This is a genomic window from Kocuria rhizosphaerae (genome assembly GCF_044462265.1).
GTDB classification, from domain to species: domain Bacteria; phylum Actinomycetota; class Actinomycetes; order Actinomycetales; family Micrococcaceae; genus Kocuria; species Kocuria rhizosphaerae.
Genome location: NZ_JBISWL010000087.1, coordinates 17,276 through 33,686, shown reverse-complemented (window position 1 = coordinate 33,686; position 16,411 = coordinate 17,276). Strand labels below are relative to the sequence as shown.

The following is a 16,411-nucleotide window of genomic DNA, read 5'->3' as shown; positions in this document are numbered from 1 at the left end:
CGCCCTCGAGACGATCGACATCACCGCGGGCAACGGCATGAGCATGCTGCGCGACGAGCCGCTCAGCGGACCCGTCGTCGACTGACCCCGGCCGCACCCCCGCCCGCCCCCGCACGACCGCCCCTCCACGTCCGCCCCCACCACCGACCCCTCGGCTGCGCCGACCGCCCGCACAGCCCCGCCCGGAACCCAGGAGCCCCCGCATGAGCCGCCCCGAGAACGTCCTGCGCGTCGCGACCGTCAACGTCAACGGCATCCGTGCCGCCTACAAGCGCGGCATGGCCGCCTGGCTCGCGGGCCGCGACGTCGACATCCTGTGCCTGCAGGAGGTCCGCGCCCCGGACGACGTCGTCCGGGGACTGCTCGACGAGGACGTCTGGGACGTCCACCACGCGGAGGCCGCCGACAAGGGCCGGGCCGGGGTGGCCGTGGCGACCCGCCGTGACGCCCGGGACGGGACCCTGCTGCCCGTCGGCCGGCGCGACTCCATCGGCCACGACCGGTTCACGACGTCGGGCCGGTGGGTCGAGACCGACCACGCCCTGGACGGCGGCGGAACGCTCACCGTGGTCTCGGCGTACGTGCACTCCGGGGAGGTCGGCACGCCCCGCCAGGACGACAAGTACCGGTTCCTGGACGTCATGACCGAGCGTCTGCCCGAGCTCGCCGCGACCCGCGAGCACGTGCTCGTGGCGGGCGACCTCAACGTCGGCCACACCGAGCTCGACATCAAGAACTGGAAGGGCAACGTCAAGAACGCCGGGTTCCTCCCGGAGGAGCGGGCCTACTTCGACCGCTTCTTCGGCGAGCTCGGCTACAAGGACGTCGCCCGCGAGCTCGCCGGGCCCGTGCCGGGGCCGTACACGTGGTGGTCCTACCGCGGGAAGGCCTTCGACACCGACGCCGGGTGGCGCATCGACTACCACATGGCCACGCCCGCCCTCGCGGCCCGCGCCGCGAGCGCCGTGGTGGACCGTGCCGCCGCCTACGACACCCGCTTCTCCGACCACGCCCCCGTGGTCGTCGACTACCGACTCTGACCCGAACCACCGACTCCGACCCGCACCCGCCCCGAGCCCGACGAAGGACCGCCCGTGACTGCCGACCCCGCCCCGTTCGACGTCCCCACGACATCCGGGAGACCCCGCGTCGTCTCCGGGGTGCAGCCCTCGGCGGACTCCCTGCACCTCGGCAACTACGTCGGCGCCGTGCGCAACTGGGTGGACCTGCAGGACGACAACGAGTGCGTGTTCTTCGTCGCGGACCTCCACGCGGTCACGGCGGAGCAGGATCCGGCCACCCTCGCCCGGCGGACCCGCGTCACGGCGGCCCAGTACATCGCCGCGGGCATCGACCCGGAGCGCTCGACCCTGCTCGTCCAGTCCCACGTCCCCGAGCACGCGCAGCTCGCCTGGGCCCTGAACTGCATCACCGGCTTCGGCGAGGCCTCCCGGATGACCCAGTTCAAGGACAAGTCGGCGCGCCAGGGCGCGGAGAACGCGACGGTGGGCCTCTTCGCCTACCCGGTGCTCATGGCCGCCGACATCCTCGTCTACCAGGCGCACCAGGTGCCCGTCGGCGAGGACCAGCGCCAGCACCTGGAGCTGACCCGCAACCTCGCCCAGCGGTTCAACACCCGCTTCGGCGACACCTTCGTGGTGCCCGAGCCCAAGATCCTCGCGGACTCCGCCAAGATCTACGACCTGCAGCACCCCACGGCGAAGATGTCGAAGTCCGCCGCCGCCGAGAACGGCCTCATCCGCCTGCTGGACCCGGCCAAGAAGAACGCCAAGAAGATCAAATCGGCGGTCACCGACGACGGCACGGAGATCCGTTTCGACCGCGAGGCCAAGCCGGGGGTCTCCAACCTGCTCACCATCTACTCCGCGCTCACGGGGCTGGGCGTCGACGACGTCGTCGGGCAGTTCGAGGGGAAGCTCTACGGCCACCTCAAGGTCGGGCTGGCCGAGGTCGTCACCTCGACCCTGGACCCGATCCGGGCCCGGGCCCAGGAGCTGCTCGACGACCCCGCGGAGCTGGACCGCCTGCTCGCGAGGGGCGCCGAGAAGGGGCGCGAGATCACCGTGCGCACGCTGGCCGAGGTCTACGACCGCATGGGCTTCCTGCCCCGCCCCGGAGGGCTGGGCTAGGCTGGGTCCCGTCCCAGGAGGAGCCGAGTTGACCCGTACGCACCAGTCCCCGACCATCCGCCCCGGCCAGGTCTACGCGGGCGTGGTCATCGAGCTGCCCGAGCCCGTCGGCCGGGAGCTCCAGGACTGGCGCGCGTCCTTCGGCGACCCCGCCTCCTACGCGGTGCCCGCCCACATCACGCTCATGATCGCTCCCCGCTGCGCGACCTGGGACGACGTCGTCCGCCGGGTCGAGTCGGTGGCCCGGGAGTGGGCACCGTTCCGGATCGGGATCAACGGCACCGGGACCTTCCGGCCGGTGAGCCCCGTGGTCTACCTGCGGGTCGACGAGGGCGCGGAGCAGTGCAGGGCCCTGCACGACGCCCTGCACGACGAGGAGCTCGTCTCGGCCTCACCCTTCGAGTTCCACCCCCACGTGACCATCGCCCAGGCGGTGGAGGAGCAGGACCTGGACCGCGCGCAGGAGATGCTGCGGACCTACCGTGCCGGCTTCCTCGTCGACCGGATCGGCCTCTACGAGCTGGACGGGAACGGCACCTGGACGATCCGCGACGAGATCCCCTTCGCCGGCGGACGGCGCGGGCACCCCTGAGCCGGCCCGGGCCATGAGCAGCCGCACCGGCCCCCGCGCCGGCCCCGCGCCGCAGATGCCGCCCCGGGCGGTCGACCGGCACGGGCTGCGCCAGGAGGCGCTGCGGCAGCGGGCGCTCCTGCGCGAGAAGCGTGCCGCCGGGGCTGGTGCCACGGGCCTGGCGGGCTCGGTGCTGACGGTCGCGCTGTCGGAGCTGTTCCGGCTCACGCCGGTGCGCGTGATCGCACACTACCTCTTCCACGGGGGCCCCCTGATGGCCGCGGGCCTGTCCTTCGTGCTGATCTTCGCGTCCACGGCGCTGCTGGTGGTGGGGTTCTCGGTGATCGGGATGTTCCTGGGCCACGACCCGGCGGTGCAGCAGACCGTGGTCCGCGCCGTGACGGCCCGGGTTCCCGGGCTGCTGAACACCGGCGACGGGGGCGTGGTGCCGCTCGAGCTCCTCGAGGACACGCGTCCGTTCACCCTGACCACGATCGTCGGCGCCGTCGTGGCAGTCTTCGCGGGGTGGCGGTGGGTCTCCGGGGTGCGCCTCGCGTTCCGCCGGCTGTTCGAGGTGCCCCCGTCGCAGGGCCTGCCCGTCCTGGCGGTCCCCCGGGACCTGCTGGGCCTGGTCACCCTGGGGGTGCTGCTGGCACTCTCGGCCGTGGCCAACGCCGCGGCCTCCGGTTTCCTCGGCTTCCTGCTCGACACGGCCGGGGACCTCGGCTGGGCGAGGGGACCCGAGTGGCTGCGCACCGGGCTCACCTGGGGGCTGAGCACGCTGCTGGTCGTGGTCCTCGACGCCCTGTTCGCGCTCGAGCTCGTGCGCGGAGTGGCCGGGCTACGGCTGATCCGGCGGGCCCTGCTCACCACGGTGCTCGTCGCCGCGGCCGGGAACTTCGCGCTGCGCTACGTCGGCGGCGCTGTCATCGCCGGGGCCACCTCGAACCCGTACCTGCTCTCGGCCGCCCTCGTCGTGGGCGTGCTTGTGTGGTTCTACCTGTTCAGCCAGATCCTGCTGTTCTCGGCCGCGCTCGGGGCCATCGTGCAGGCGGACCAGCAGGGCGGCCGTGTGCATCCACGCGGTGAGCCGGTCGTTCTCGCGGTCGTGCCGGTGGGGTCCCTCCCGCCGGACGGCGGGCGGATCGGCTCCCCGGCCCCCCAGCGCTGACCCCGGAGCCCGCCACCGGCCCGGATCCGGGTCAGGGCCTCCCGCCCGGGGCGCCGGGCCGCCGTCCGCACGGACGACGGCGGCCCGTCCCCCGTGGTGCGGGGAACGGGCCGCCGGCAGGCCGTGGGGCACGCTCACATGGAGCGGCTCAGCACGGCGTTCTTGACCTCGGCGATCGCCTTCGTGACCTGGATGCCGCGGGGACAGGCCTCGGTGCAGTTGAAGGTCGTGCGGCAGCGCCACACGCCCTCCTTGTCGTTGAGGATCTCCAGGCGCAGGTCCCCCGCGTCGTCGCGGGAGTCGAAGATGAACCGGTGCGCGTTGACGATCGCGGCGGGGCCGAAGTACTGACCGTCCGTCCAGAACACCGGGCACGACGACGTGCAGGCGGCGCAGAGGATGCACTTGGTGGTGTCGTCGAAGCGGGCCCGGTCCTCCTGGGACTGGTAGCGCTCCATCGTGGGCTCGTTGCCGCCGGCCACGAGGAAGGGCATGATCTCGCGGTAGGACTGGAAGAAGGGCTCCATGTCCACGATCAGGTCCTTCTCGCACGGCAGTCCCTTGATGGGCTCGACCGTGACGGGCTTCGAGAGGTCCAGGTCCTTGAGCAGCACCTTGCAGGCCAGCCGGTTCTGGCCGTTGATCCGCATGGCGTCGGAGCCGCACACGCCGTGGGCGCAGGAGCGGCGGAACGAGAGCGAGCCGTCGATCTCCCACTTGACCTTGTGCAGGGCGTCCAGCACGCGGTCGGTGCCGTACATGGTGAGCTTGAACTCGTCCCAGCGCACCTCGTCGGAGATCTCCGGGTTGTACCGGCGGATCTGCAGCGTGAGGTCGAACGTGGGGATCTCCTCGCGCCCGGACTCCTCCACGTCGGTCCGCGAGGCGGGTGCCGAGCCCTCGGCGTTCTCGGCGGCGGGGTCCACGGCGGCGCCGGCGTCGACCTGGTCCCGCTCGTCCACGGCCTGCGCGTCGGCGTCGGTCTTGTGCCCCGCGCGCTGGTCCTGGGCGTGCCCCGGGGCGGAACCGTGCTCGGGAGCCCGGTCCTGCGGGTCGTCGTTGCGGCCGTTCTCCGGCCGGTCGGGGGTGTGTGCGGTGGACATCAGTACTTACGCTCCATGGGCTCGTAGCGGGTGAAGATGACGGGCTTCGTCTCCTGCCGGATCCCCGCGGTGGGGGAGGAGGGGTCGAGGTAGACCATCGAGTGCTTCATGAAGTTGGCGTCGTCGCGCTCCGGGTAGTCCTCGCGGAAGTGCCCGCCGCGGGACTCGTTGCGGTGCAGCGCCGCGACGGTCATGACCTTGGCCAGCTGCAGGAGGAAGCCCAGCTCCACGGCCTCGAGCAGGTCCAGGTTGAAGCGCTTGCCCTTGTCCTGGATCGAGATGTTCGCGTACCGGGCCTCCAGGGCGGCGATGTCGTCCAGGGCCGCCTGCAGGGTCTCGGCGGTGCGGAACACCTGCACGTTGAGGTCCATGGTGTCCTGCAGGTCCTTGCGGATCGCGGCCACCTTCTCGGTGCCGGTGCCGTTGCGGGCGTTGCCCAGCAGCGCCTCCGTGGCGTCCAGGGCGGTGTCCGGCATCGGCACGAACTCCGCGCGCTGGGCGTACTCCGCGGCGTAGATGCCCGCGCGCTTGCCGAACACGTTGATGTCCAGCAGCGAGTTGGTGCCCAGGCGGTTGGACCCGTGCACCGACACGCACGCGACCTCGCCCGCGGCGTAGAGGCCGGGGACCACCGTCTCGTTGTCGGCCAGCACCTCGGCCTTGATGTTGGTCGGGATGCCGCCCATGACGTAGTGGCACGTCGGGAACACCGGCACCGGCTCGGTGTAGGGCTCCACGCCCAGGTAGGTGCGCGCGAACTCCGTGATGTCGGGGAGCTTGGCGTCGATGTGGGCCGGCTCCAGGTGCGTCAGGTCGAGCAGGACGTAGTCCTTGTTCGGTCCGGCGCCGCGGCCCTCGCGCACCTCGTTGGCCATCGAGCGGGCCACGATGTCGCGCGGGGCGAGGTCCTTGATGGTGGGGGCGTAGCGCTCCATGAACCGCTCGCCGTCCGCGTTGCGCAGGATGCCGCCCTCGCCGCGCGCCGCCTCGGAGACGAGGATGCCGAGCCCGGCCAGGCCCGTCGGGTGGAACTGGATGAACTCCATGTCCTCGAGGGGCAGCCCGTTGCGGAAGGCGATGGCCATGCCGTCGCCGGTCAGGGTGTGGGCGTTGGAGGTGGTCTTGAAGACCTTGCCCGCCCCGCCGGAGGCGAAGACCACGGACTTGGCCTGGAAGACGTGCAGCTCACCGCTGGCGAGGTCGTAGGAGACCACGCCGGCGACGCGGCGCACGCCGTCGACCTCGGTCATCGCCAGGTCGAGGACGTAGTACTCGTTGAAGAACTCCACGTTGTGCTTGATGCAGTTCTGGTAGAGCGTCTGCAGGATCATGTGGCCGGTGCGGTCCGCGGCGTAGCAGGCCCGGCGGACGGGCGCCTTGCCGTGGTCGCGGGTGTGCCCGCCGAAGCGGCGCTGGTCGATCTTGCCCTCGGGGGTGCGGTTGAAGGGCAGCCCCATCTTCTCGAGGTCCAGGACCGCGTCGATGGCCTCCTTGGCCATGACCTCCGCGGCGTCCTGGTCCACGAGGTAGTCGCCGCCCTTGACGGTGTCGAAGGTGTGCCACTCCCAGTTGTCCTCTTCGACGTTGGCGAGTGCCGCGCACATGCCGCCCTGCGCCGCACCGGTGTGGGAGCGGGTGGGGTACAGCTTGGTCAGTACGGCAGTGCGGGCGCGCTGACCGGCCTCGATGGCCGCGCGCATACCGGCACCACCGGCGCCGATGATGACCACGTCGTACTTGTGAACCTGCATACCGGTTGTTCTTTCTGTTGGGTGTTCAGTCTGGGGTGCTGGCCGCCCGGTCGTCCTCGGCCGGACGGCAGAGGCGGCCCGCCGCGCGGCGGGCCGCCTGCGGGGCGGGTCAGCCCGCGGTGCAGAAGTTCGCGAGCAGCTCGGGGCTCGCGCCGGCCGGGCAGGGCTCGAAGGTGAAGATCACCAGGGTGCCGAGCATGATCACGAAGGCCGCGGTGGTGAACAGGAACACCTTCAGCCAGAACCGGGTGCGGTCCCGCTCGGCGTAGTCGTCGATGATCACGCGCAGGCCGTTGGTGCCGTGCAGCATGGCCAGCCACAGCAGGACCATGTCGAAGACCTGCCAGAACGGGCTGGCCCACTTGCCGGCGACGAACGCGAAGTCCACGGCCTCCACGCCGCCCTCGGGGGAGACGAGGTTGACCCACAGGTGGACGAAGACGAGGACCAGCAGGACGACGCCGGACATGCGCATGAACAGCCACGCGTACATCTCGAAGTTGTTGCGCCGGGAGGCGGAGCGGTTGTACTTGACGCCGTTGACCTCGAGGTCCTTGCTCCGCGGGACCGAGATGCTTGCCTTGAGCGGAGTGCTCATTGATTAACCCCCGAAGATGTTGGAGAGGTGACGGACGAGGAACGGGATCATGACCACGAGCCACAGCACGAGGACGCCCCACAGCATCTGCTTCTGGTACCGGGTGCCGGACTTCCAGAAGTCGACCAGGATGATGCGCAGGCCGTTGAAGGCGTGGTAGACGATGGCGGCCACCAGGCCGGCCTCGCCGAGCCCCATGACGGGGTTCTTGTAGATCTCCATGACGTGGTTGTAGGCCTCCGGCGAGACCCGCACGAGGGCGGTGTCCAGCACGTGGACCAGAAGGAAGAAGAAGATGGCCACGCCGGTGATGCGGTGGGCGACCCACGACCACTGGCCGACAGGCTGGCCGCGGTACAAGGTGCCCTTGGATGTCTTCGCCACTGAAAAACCTCCCTGAGTCGCTCGCCGTCGTGCGCTCTGGTTATCCGGGAATTCGCACTGCGCACGACGTGAGCGGAGCCCTCCGGCTCTGTGTCGGATATTGCGCGAGTTCCGTTCCACGATACCAGGGCGGCGGCTCTTTACTGACAGCCTGTCCCGCGCCATGACGGTGCTGCCGGCCGCGTGGGCCTGGTCCCGTCGCGGCTCCGGGAGGCCGTAAAGTGGGAGCCGTGACCTCCCCGCTCCCGCACTTCCACCCCTTCGTCCCCGCCGGTGGGGTCGGCTCCCGGCTCTGGCCGCTGTCCCGGGCCGACGCCCCGAAGTTCCTGCTGGACCTGACCGGCTCGGGCTCGTCCCTGCTGCGCGCCACCTACGACCGGCTCGCCGGGCTCAGCGGAGGCAGCGTCATGGTGGTGACCGGCCGGGCGCACGCCGCCGCGGTGTGCCGCCAGCTGCCGGAGCTCGGCGAGGGGGACCTCGTGCTCGAGCCGTCCCCGAAGGACTCGGCGGCGGCCATCGGACTGGCCTGCATGCTGATCCAGCGCCGGGACCCGGAGGCGATCATCGGGTCCTTCGCCGCCGACCACGTCATCGAGCCCTCCGGGGCCTTCCAGGACGTCGTCCGCGAGGCGGTGGCCGCGGCGGCCACCGGGCGCATCGTGACGATCGGCATCCCGCCGAGCTCCCCGGCCACCGGCTTCGGCTACATCAGGGCGGGCGCGCCGCTGGGTCTCGAGGACGCCCCGCACGCCCTGCAGGTCGAGGAGTTCGTCGAGAAGCCGGACGAGCCGACGGCCCGCGAGTACGTCGAGAGCGGCAGCTACACGTGGAACGCCGGGATGTTCGTGGCCCCGGCGTCCGTGATGCTGCGCCACCTGGCGGCCAGCGAGCCCGAGCTGCACGCGGGGCTGACCGAGATCGCCGAGGCGTGGGGCACTCCCGCCCAGGACGAGGTCGTGGACCGGGTGTGGCCCGGCCTGCCCAAGATCGCGATCGACTACGCCGTGGCCGAGCCCGCGGCGGCCGCCGGGGACGTGGCCATGGTGCCCGCGACGTTCACGTGGGACGACGTGGGCGACTTCGCCGCCATCCGCCGCCTCAACCACGTGGACCCGGAGAGCGACCCGGACGTCACCGTCCTCGGCGACAATAGCCGGGTGCTCGCGGACAGCTCGAGCGGGGTCGTGGTCTCCCACACGGGCCGGCTGATCGCCCTGATCGGCGTCGAGGACATCGTCGTCGTCGACACGCCCGACGCCCTGCTCGTGACCACCCGGGAGCACGCGCAGCGGGTCAAGGACGCGGTCGCCTCGCTCAAGCAGAGCGGCAACACGGACGTCCTGTGAGCGCGCCCGGCCCCTCCCGACCCGGAGTACCCTGGGCAGATGCCTGACGTGTCATCGCCCGCCGAGTCCCTGGAGGCCGGTCTCCCGCCCGCCATCGGGCCGCTGCTCAAGCGGTTCCTGCCGGAGCTGATCGCGTTCCGGCGGGACCTGCACCGTCACCCGGAGCTCTCCTACCAGGAGTTCCGCACCACCGACCGGATCGTGGCGGCACTGGAGGGCATGGGGCTGAACCCCGTCCGGCTCTCCGACACCGGGTGCTACGTGGACATCGGGCACGGCCCGATCGGCGTGGGGCTGCGGGCGGACATCGACGCCCTGCCCATCCAGGAGGACACCGGCCTCGGGTTCTCCTCCGTCAACGACGGCGTGGCCCACTCCTGCGGGCACGACATCCACACGACCGTGATGGTCGGCGTGGCCAAGGTGCTCGCCGACCTCCACCGCACCGCCCACATCGCGGGCACGGTGCGGATCGTGTTCCAGCCCGCCGAGGAGCAGCTGCCGGGCGGCGCCCTCGGGGTGCTGCGCCAGGGCGTCCTCGACGGTGTGCCGCGGATGTTCGCCCTGCACTGCGAGCCGAAGGTCGACGTCGGCAAGGTGGGCACCCGGATCGGGGCGATCACCTCGGCCTCCGACACGGTGCGGATCGAGTTCACGGGCCGGGGCGGGCACACCTCCCGCCCGCACCTGACCGAGGACCTGGTCTACGCCATGTCGCAGATCGCCGTGAACGTCCCCGCGGTGCTGTCCCGGCGGATCGACGTGCGCTCCGGGGTGGCCGTGGTCTGGGGCCAGATGCACGCCGGGGTGGCGCCCAACGCGATCCCCTCCACGGGGTTCATGTCCGGGACCATGCGCTGCCTGGACGCCGACGCGTGGCACCGGGCCGGCAAGCTCCTCGACGAGGTCGTGCACCAGGTCGCGACCCCCTACGGCGTGGACGTCACCCTCGAGCACATCCGAGGGGTCCCGCCCGTGGTGAACGGGGAGACCGAGACGACGCTGATCGAGAACGCCGCCCGCGCCGAGCTCGGCGAGGACGCCGTGGTGCTGGTGCACCAGTCCATGGGCGGTGAGGACTTCGCGTGGTTCCTGCAGGAGGTTCCCGGCTCCATGATGCGGCTGGGCACGCGCACCCGCGGCGGGCACACCTACGACCTCCACCAGTCCGACTACGTGGCGGACGAGGCGGCCATCGGCTGCGGCGTCCAGGTCATGGCGAACACCGCGCTGCGGGCCGTGCGGCTGCACATCCGCGAGCTGCGCTCCGGCGCCACCACGGCGTGACCGGCGTGCTCCGCGCCGGCCGCACGCGGGCGGCGCTCCTGACGGCCTGCGCCGTGGTCCTGGCGGGCGGCGCGTGCGCCCGGACCGGCGCCGACGACGTGGAGCCGGTCTTCACCGGGTGCGCCGTCTCCGACACCGCCGGTTTCACGGACGGCTCGCCCGGCGGGGCCGTCTGGGACGGACTGCAGGCCGCGGCGGCCGGCACGGGCATCGAGCTCGAGCGCGTGGAGTCGAGCACCGAGGCCGATTTCGTCCCCGGCCTCGCGGCCATGGTCCAGGCCGGGTGCGACCTGACGGTCGCGGCCGGGCCCGGCCTGACCGCCGCGACCCGGCGGGCCGCCTCCGCCCACCCGGAGGCCCGCTTCGCCGTCGTCGGCGGCGCACCCCTCGACCTGCCCAACGTCACCTCCCTCGCGCACGGCTCCCGGGAGGCCGTCGCCGCCGACCGGATCGCCGCGTCGGTGCACGAGCTCGTCCGGGCGGCCGCCCGCGCCGGAGCGGGGCCGGCCGGGGCCGAGGAGACCCGCGGGTCCGTCGCCGACGCGCCGTCCCGTCCGACCGGGGCGGGGGGCGACCCGTGAGGGCCCCCGTGGACGGGGACGGGCCGGAGGGTGACCGCGTCGACGGGGACGGCGTCGACGGGGACGGCGTCGACTGGGACGGGCTGCGCGCGGCCGCCGTCGCCGCCCGGGAGCACGCCTACGCGCCGTACTCCGGCTTCCCCGTGGGGGCCGCCGCCCTGACCGAGGACGGCCGGGTGGTGACCGGGTGCAACGTGGAGAACGCCTCCTACGGGCTGACGCTGTGCGCGGAGTGCTCCCTGGTCTCGGCGCTGCACCTGTCCGGCGGCGGCCGTCTCGTCGCGTTCGTGTGCGTCGACGCGCGGGGCGGCGTCCTCATGCCCTGCGGGCGGTGCCGCCAGCTGCTGCACGAGCACCGCGCGCCCGGCCTGCGCCTGCTCACCGTCTCGGGGGTGCGCTCCATGGCCGAGGTCCTGCCGGACGCCTTCGGCCCCGAGGACCTCTGACCACGCCCGGCCGCACCGACCCCGGAAGGACCTCCCATGACCGAGCCGTTCGACGCCGTCGACGTCATCCGCACCAAGCGCGACGGCGCCGCGCTCTCCCCGGCCCAGATCTCCTGGGTCCTCGACGCCTACACCCGGGGAGCGGTCGCGGAGGAGCAGATGAGCGCCCTGGCCATGGCGATCTTCCTGCGGGGCATGGACCGGGAGGAGACCGCGGGCTGGACCCGCGCCATGATCGACTCCGGGGAACGGATGGACTTTTCCGGCCTCGTCCGCTCCGGCGCGCGCTCGGCGACCGCGGACAAGCACTCGACCGGAGGAGTGGGGGACAAGACCACCCTGCCGCTCGCACCGCTCGTGGCCCTCCACGGCGTGGCCGTCCCGCAGCTGTCCGGACGCGGCCTCGGCCACACGGGGGGAACCCTGGACAAGCTCGAGTCGATCCCCGGCTGGCGGGCCGAGCTGTCCACCGAGGAGATGATGGCCCAGCTGCGGGACGTCGGGGCGGTGATCTGCGCCGCCGGCGCCGGTCTGGCCCCCGCGGACAGGAGGCTGTACGCGCTGCGGGACGTCACGGGCACCGTCGAGTCGATCCCCCTCATCGCGTCCTCCATCATGTCCAAGAAGATCGCGGAGGGCACCCGGTCGCTGGTGCTCGACGTCAAGGTCGGGTCCGGGGCGTTCATGAAGGACCTGGCCTCCGCCCGCGAGCTCGCGCGCACCATGGTGGACCTGGGGACCGGCGCGGGCGTCAGGACCACCGCCCTGCTCACGGACATGTCCACGCCCCTGGGGCTGGCCGTCGGCAACGCGGTCGAGGTGCAGGAGTCCGTGGAGGTGCTCGCCGGCGGCGGCCCGGCCGACCTCGTGGAGCTCACCGTGGCGCTGGCTCAGGAGATGCTCGCCGCCTCCGGGATCCGGGATGCCGACCCGGCGCAGGACCTCCGGGACGGCCGGGCGATGGACGTCTGGCGGGCCATGGTCACCGCCCAGGGCGGGGACCCGGACGCCCCGCTGCCCCGCGCGCGGGAGTCCGAGACGGTCCTCGCCGAGGCCGACGGGGTCCTCACCGGGCTCGACGCCTACCGGGTGGGGCTCGCGTCCTGGCGCCTGGGCGCGGGCCGCGCCCGGCGCGGGGATCCCGTCCAGGCCGGTGCCGGAGTGCTGCTGCACGCCAAGCCCGGGGACGCCGTCCTCGCCGGCCGGCCGCTCCTGACCCTGCTCACGGACGAGCCCGCGCGCTTCGCCCGCGCCCGCGAGGCCCTCGAGGGCGCCGTGGTCATCGGCCCGGGCCCCGCGCCCGTCCACCCGGTGGTCCTGGAGACCGTGCGCTGACGGCCGGGGCGGGCCCCCCGGGCCCGCCTATACTGCGGAGAGAACCAGCGCGAAGCGAGAACCGTAGGGCGTGCACGCACGCCCGGAAGGGTGGGTCCAGTTGGGTCTGCGAGGCATTTTCCGGAAGAACACCGACGACGGGACGACGCACCGGGAGACCGCACGGCCGGACTCGCCGCCCGCCGCCGGGCCGGCAGGCGAGGGCGGGGCCCTCGGCGACCCGCAGGAGACGGACGAGCCGCGCGCGCTGCCGGCCGACGCGCCTCTGGCCGCGCTCGTGGACCGGCTGTCGTCCCGGGGCGCCGAGCGCGCCGTGCTCACCCTCGTCCAGCGGGGCAACACCATGACGCACCAGACGGAGCACTCGGTGGGCGACGGCGTCCCCTCGGTGGAGTCCGGCACCGTGGACCAGGACTCGCCGCTGTTCGACCCCGTGGCCGACCTCTACAGCGAGGCCATGTCCTCCCCGCGGGGCGCGTGGCAGACCGCGCGCGTCGAGGTGGGCCCCGAGCGGGACGGGGCGCGGCCGGTGGTGACGACCTTCGGCTTCCCCGACGGGAGCGAGAGCGTCGAGACCTGGCGGGCGGCCCGGTCCGGGCAGGCAGCCCCCGCGAGCGGCGCCGCGGCCGAGGGCGAGCAGCACGCGCCCGAGAACGCCGGGGACCTCCGGGCCGGGAGCGCCACCGCGGTGGGCGCCGACGGGGACCGGGAGGCCCTCGGGGCGCCGTCCTCGCCCGCCACGGGTGCCGTCCCCGTCGTCGCCGGGACCGAGGGCGCCGCCGGCGCCTCGGACGAGCGGGCCGAGCCCGACCGGGGCGTGGACGGTCGCGGCGACGTCGAGCGCGGCGAGGACGACCGCGGGGACGTCGACCGCGCGGACGTCGACGGCGCGGACGTCGACCGCGGTGCGGGGGGCCCGGCCGCGGAGGAGCCGTCCGCCCGGCGGGAGGCCACGGCGGAGGACGAGGCCCACGGCGTGCCCGACCACGTGGACCACGAGGAGTGGCACGAGGACACCGAGCCGCCCGCCCCCACGGGCGCCGCGGCGGCCGCCGCCGCCGCGGTGGCCGCCGGCACGACCACCGGCGACGAGCACGACGACTCCGCTCCGGAGACGGCCGTGTCCACCGACGTCTCACCCTCCTACAAGGCCCCCGAGGCCCCCTCCGCCCGGCCCTCCGGGGACCGTCTGGCACCGGGCAACCTGGTGCTCAAGGAGGCCGACGTGCTGCGCCGGCTCGCGGGCGCGCAGCGGAGGCTCTTCGGCCCGGACGGCTCCGCCATGGACGTCTCGACGGTCCTGGTCCGGGTCCGCACCCTGGGCACGTACTACGACGCCCTCACGCACGTGCGCAAGAACGGCTTCTGGGACCAGCGCCGCACCTTCGACCTGGTCCCGGAGGAGCTGCTGCACGTTCAGGAGCTCAAGGACCAGTCCTACGTCGAGGGAGCGGGCGCGCCGCTGGCCATGATGTTCCGCTTCCGTCCCGGGATCCCGCCGGAGGTGTCGTTCGACTACGCGGACGAGGAGGCGTTCGTGCGCTACGAGCAGCGCCTGCCCGGACAGAACTACCTCGAGGAGCTGCGCATGTACCCCCGCACCGGGGCGAACATCCCGCAGCACATGAACGAGGCCCTGCAGGACTGGAACTACTGAGGCCCGCCGAGACAGGAGCCGTCGACGCCGTGATGCTGACCTCCGCCGACCGGCAGCCCGCCCGCGTGCCGAACGGGATCCTGCGCGACCTGCCCAAGGTCTGCCTGCACGACCACCTCGACGGGGCCCTGCGCCCCGCCACGGTCGTCGACCTCGCGACCGCGGCCGGCCACCGCCTGCCGGTTGAGGACCCGGAGTCCCTGGGCCGGTGGATGCGCGAGAGCGCGGGCGCCGGCTCGCTGCTGCGCTACCTGGAGACCTTCGAGCACACCGTGGCGGTCATGCAGACGCCGGAGTCGCTCGTGCGCTGCGCCAGGGAGTACGTCGAGGACCTCGTGGCCGACGGCGTGGTGCACGCGGAGGTCCGCTGGGCGCCCGAGCAGCACACGGCCGGCGGGATGTCGATGGACGAGGCCGTCGAAGCCGTCCGGCTGGGGCTCTCCGAGGGTGTGCTCGCGGCGGAGGACGCCGGGCACATCGTCTCCGTCACGCAGATCCTGTGCGCGATGCGCCAGGCGGACCGCTCGCTCGAGATCGCCCGGCTGGTCGTGGACAACCGTGACCGCGGGGTGGTGGGCTTCGACCTGGCGGGGCCCGAGGACGGCTTCCCGCCGGCCCGCCACCGGGCCGCACTCGAGCTGCTCGCCGACGAGCTCGTGCCGGTGACCCTGCACGCGGGGGAGTCGGCGGGGATCGAGTCCATCCGCGACGCCCTCGCCACGGGCCGCGCCCTGCGGCTGGGCCACGGCGTGCGCATCGCGGAGGACATCGACATCGACTACGTCGAGGACGTCGCGGTCGTCGACCTCGGCCGCACCGCCGGGTGGGTCCGGGACCGGGGCATCGCCCTCGAGATCTGCCCCACGTCGAACCTGCAGACCGGGGCGGTCGCGGGATTCGGCTCCGAGCCCGCCCAGCACCCCGTCGACATGCTCTACCGGACCGGGTTCACCGTGACCGTCTCCCCGGACAACCGGCTGATGAGCGGGACCACGGTCACGGACGAGCTCGCGTTCCTCGTGAGGCACTTCGGCTACGGGATCGAGGACCTCGAGCGGCTGCAGCGCAACGCGGCGGCAGCGGCGTTCCTCCCGCTCGAGGACCGCAGCGCGCTGGAAGGCATGATCACCGAGGGATTCGAGGAGATGCACTGATGAGCCAGGGGCACGGCACCGACAACGTCCCGGAGACGCAGGGCGTCCCCGGGCGCACGGGACAGCGGTTCACGGAGCTCGTGGCCGTCATGGACCGGCTGCGCTCCCCGGGCGGGTGCGCCTGGGACGGCCGGCAGACCCACGAGTCGCTCGTGCGCTACCTGGTCGAGGAGGCCTACGAGGTGGTGGAGGCCGTCGAGGCCCAGGGCGGGCCGGAGGCCAACGCGGAGCTGCTCGTCGAGGAGCTCGGCGACGTCCTCCTGCAGGTCGTCTTCCACGCCCGCGTCGCCCAGGAGCGTCCCCGCGCGGAGGGAGGCTTCGACATCGACGACGTGCTCGAGGCGATCACCGCCAAGCTCGTCCGCCGGCACCCGCACGTTTTCGACGTCGGGGCCACCGGCGACGCGGCGGGCGAGCACACCCTCGAGCAGCTGCACTCCCGCTGGGAGGACCTCAAGAGCACGGAGAAGCCCGAGCGGACCGGTCCGTTCGACGGCGTCCCGCCGCACCTGCCGGCCCTGGCGCTGGCCGAGAAGACCCTGGCGCGCGCGCGGAAGCACGGTCTCGAGCCCGCAGAGCCCGCAGGGCCGGGTGCGTCTGCAGGGTCCGCGGCGTCCGCAGGGCCCGCGGGGTCCGCGGCACCGGCACCCGGCCCGCGCACTGAGGAGGAGCTCGGGGAGGCGCTGTTCGACCTCGTGCGCTCGGCCTCGGCCCGCGGGCTGGACGCCGAGCGGTCCCTGCGCGGGGCCGTCCGCGCGTTCGTCGCGGCTCGGGACGGCGCCTGATGCCCGCCGGGGCCCGGCGCGCCGCAGCGAGTCGCTAGGCTGGGAGCCGCTGGGCGCGCCCGGTCCCGGCGAGGGCGGGTCCCGGCCGGTGC

General features: G+C 73.1%; 16 protein-coding genes. 12 read left to right on the top strand and 4 right to left on the bottom strand.

Annotated features, from left to right (window positions below):
- Positions 1–203 precede the first annotated feature (203 nt).
- From ACH9EU_RS10655 to ACH9EU_RS10640, 4 genes are read left to right on the top strand one after another with little or no spacing between them, the layout of a single operon-like run.
- Complete coding sequence (locus tag ACH9EU_RS10655) at positions 204–1,040, top strand: exodeoxyribonuclease III (protein WP_396413905.1); 837 nt, start codon at positions 204–206, stop codon at positions 1,038–1,040.
- 54 nt (positions 1,041–1,094) lie between these two features.
- Complete coding sequence (gene trpS / locus ACH9EU_RS10650; RefSeq protein ID WP_396413904.1) at positions 1,095–2,150, top strand: tryptophan--tRNA ligase; 1,056 nt, start codon at positions 1,095–1,097, stop codon at positions 2,148–2,150.
- A gap of 28 nt (positions 2,151–2,178) precedes the next feature.
- A complete protein-coding gene (locus ACH9EU_RS10645; protein ID WP_396413903.1) occupies positions 2,179–2,742 on the top strand; it encodes a 2'-5' RNA ligase family protein in 564 nt (187 codons plus the stop codon).
- Between the two features lie 13 nt (positions 2,743–2,755).
- Entirely contained in the window at positions 2,756–3,892 is a 1,137-nt protein-coding gene (locus tag ACH9EU_RS10640; RefSeq protein WP_396413902.1) for a YhjD/YihY/BrkB family envelope integrity protein, read from the top strand.
- A gap of 134 nt (positions 3,893–4,026) precedes the next feature.
- On the opposite strand, the gene ACH9EU_RS10635 is transcribed toward ACH9EU_RS10640, so the two are convergent.
- The 4 genes from ACH9EU_RS10635 to sdhC form a co-directional block, all read right to left on the bottom strand.
- Positions 4,027–4,995, bottom strand: a complete 969-nt coding sequence (locus tag ACH9EU_RS10635; protein ID WP_396413901.1) for a succinate dehydrogenase iron-sulfur subunit — start codon at positions 4,993–4,995, stop codon at positions 4,027–4,029.
- On the bottom strand, positions 4,995–6,746 hold the full coding sequence (gene sdhA / locus ACH9EU_RS10630) for a succinate dehydrogenase flavoprotein subunit (protein WP_396413900.1): 1,752 nt from the start codon (positions 6,744–6,746) through the stop codon (positions 4,995–4,997). The genes ACH9EU_RS10635 and sdhA overlap by 1 nt, the downstream gene beginning before the upstream one ends.
- A gap of 109 nt (positions 6,747–6,855) precedes the next feature.
- Positions 6,856–7,344: a succinate dehydrogenase hydrophobic membrane anchor subunit gene (locus ACH9EU_RS10625; RefSeq protein WP_396413899.1), complete on the bottom strand. Its 489-nt coding sequence runs from the start codon at positions 7,342–7,344 to the stop codon at positions 6,856–6,858.
- Between the two features lie 3 nt (positions 7,345–7,347).
- Complete coding sequence (sdhC, locus tag ACH9EU_RS10620) at positions 7,348–7,728, bottom strand: succinate dehydrogenase, cytochrome b556 subunit (protein ID WP_396413898.1); 381 nt, start codon at positions 7,726–7,728, stop codon at positions 7,348–7,350.
- A 230-nt stretch (positions 7,729–7,958) separates the two neighbouring features.
- Between sdhC and ACH9EU_RS10615 the strand changes: the two genes are divergently transcribed.
- The 8 genes from ACH9EU_RS10615 (at position 7,959) to ACH9EU_RS10580 (ending at position 16,319) form a co-directional block, all read left to right on the top strand.
- Positions 7,959–9,074 carry a sugar phosphate nucleotidyltransferase gene (locus ACH9EU_RS10615; protein WP_396413897.1) on the top strand — a complete coding sequence of 372 codons (1,116 nt, stop codon included), beginning with the start codon at positions 7,959–7,961 and terminating at the stop codon, positions 9,072–9,074.
- A gap of 39 nt (positions 9,075–9,113) precedes the next feature.
- Positions 9,114–10,361: an amidohydrolase gene (locus ACH9EU_RS10610; protein ID WP_396413896.1), complete on the top strand. Its 1,248-nt coding sequence runs from the start codon at positions 9,114–9,116 to the stop codon at positions 10,359–10,361.
- Positions 10,358–10,942, top strand: a complete 585-nt coding sequence (locus ACH9EU_RS10605) for a BMP family ABC transporter substrate-binding protein (RefSeq protein ID WP_396413895.1) — start codon at positions 10,358–10,360, stop codon at positions 10,940–10,942. The genes ACH9EU_RS10610 and ACH9EU_RS10605 overlap by 4 nt, the downstream gene beginning before the upstream one ends.
- An 8-nt stretch (positions 10,943–10,950) precedes the next feature.
- The gene (locus ACH9EU_RS10600) at positions 10,951–11,388 is read left to right on the top strand and encodes a cytidine deaminase (protein ID WP_396413908.1); all 438 of its coding nucleotides are present in this window, start codon (positions 10,951–10,953) and stop codon (positions 11,386–11,388) included.
- 36 nt (positions 11,389–11,424) lie between these two features.
- The gene (locus ACH9EU_RS10595) at positions 11,425–12,723 is read left to right on the top strand and encodes a thymidine phosphorylase (protein ID WP_396413894.1); all 1,299 of its coding nucleotides are present in this window, start codon (positions 11,425–11,427) and stop codon (positions 12,721–12,723) included.
- A 70-nt stretch (positions 12,724–12,793) separates the two neighbouring features.
- Positions 12,794–14,380: a hypothetical protein gene (locus ACH9EU_RS10590; protein ID WP_396413893.1), complete on the top strand. Its 1,587-nt coding sequence runs from the start codon at positions 12,794–12,796 to the stop codon at positions 14,378–14,380.
- Between the two features lie 32 nt (positions 14,381–14,412).
- Complete coding sequence (locus ACH9EU_RS10585) at positions 14,413–15,534, top strand: adenosine deaminase (protein WP_396413907.1); 1,122 nt, start codon at positions 14,413–14,415, stop codon at positions 15,532–15,534.
- Positions 15,534–16,319 (top strand): MazG family protein, encoded by a 786-nt coding sequence (locus tag ACH9EU_RS10580; RefSeq protein WP_396413892.1) that lies wholly within the window; start codon positions 15,534–15,536, stop codon positions 16,317–16,319. The genes ACH9EU_RS10585 and ACH9EU_RS10580 overlap by 1 nt, the downstream gene beginning before the upstream one ends.
- The last annotated feature ends 92 nt before the right edge of the window (positions 16,320–16,411 follow it).

Coding starts and splice junctions, on each gene's coding strand:
- ACH9EU_RS10640 (WP_396413902.1), top strand. CDS start 2,756: ATGAGCAGCCGCACCGGCCCCCGCGCCGGCCCCGCGCCGCAGATGCCG.
- ACH9EU_RS10595 (WP_396413894.1), top strand. CDS start 11,425: ATGACCGAGCCGTTCGACGCCGTCGACGTCATCCGCACCAAGCGCGAC.
- sdhA (WP_396413900.1), bottom strand. CDS start 6,746: ATGCAGGTTCACAAGTACGACGTGGTCATCATCGGCGCCGGTGGTGCC.
- ACH9EU_RS10580 (WP_396413892.1), top strand. CDS start 15,534: ATGAGCCAGGGGCACGGCACCGACAACGTCCCGGAGACGCAGGGCGTC.
- ACH9EU_RS10655 (WP_396413905.1), top strand. CDS start 204: ATGAGCCGCCCCGAGAACGTCCTGCGCGTCGCGACCGTCAACGTCAAC.
- ACH9EU_RS10625 (WP_396413899.1), bottom strand. CDS start 7,344: ATGAGCACTCCGCTCAAGGCAAGCATCTCGGTCCCGCGGAGCAAGGAC.
- ACH9EU_RS10635 (WP_396413901.1), bottom strand. CDS start 4,995: ATGTCCACCGCACACACCCCCGACCGGCCGGAGAACGGCCGCAACGAC.
- ACH9EU_RS10610 (WP_396413896.1), top strand. CDS start 9,114: ATGCCTGACGTGTCATCGCCCGCCGAGTCCCTGGAGGCCGGTCTCCCG.
- ACH9EU_RS10585 (WP_396413907.1), top strand. CDS start 14,413: ATGCTGACCTCCGCCGACCGGCAGCCCGCCCGCGTGCCGAACGGGATC.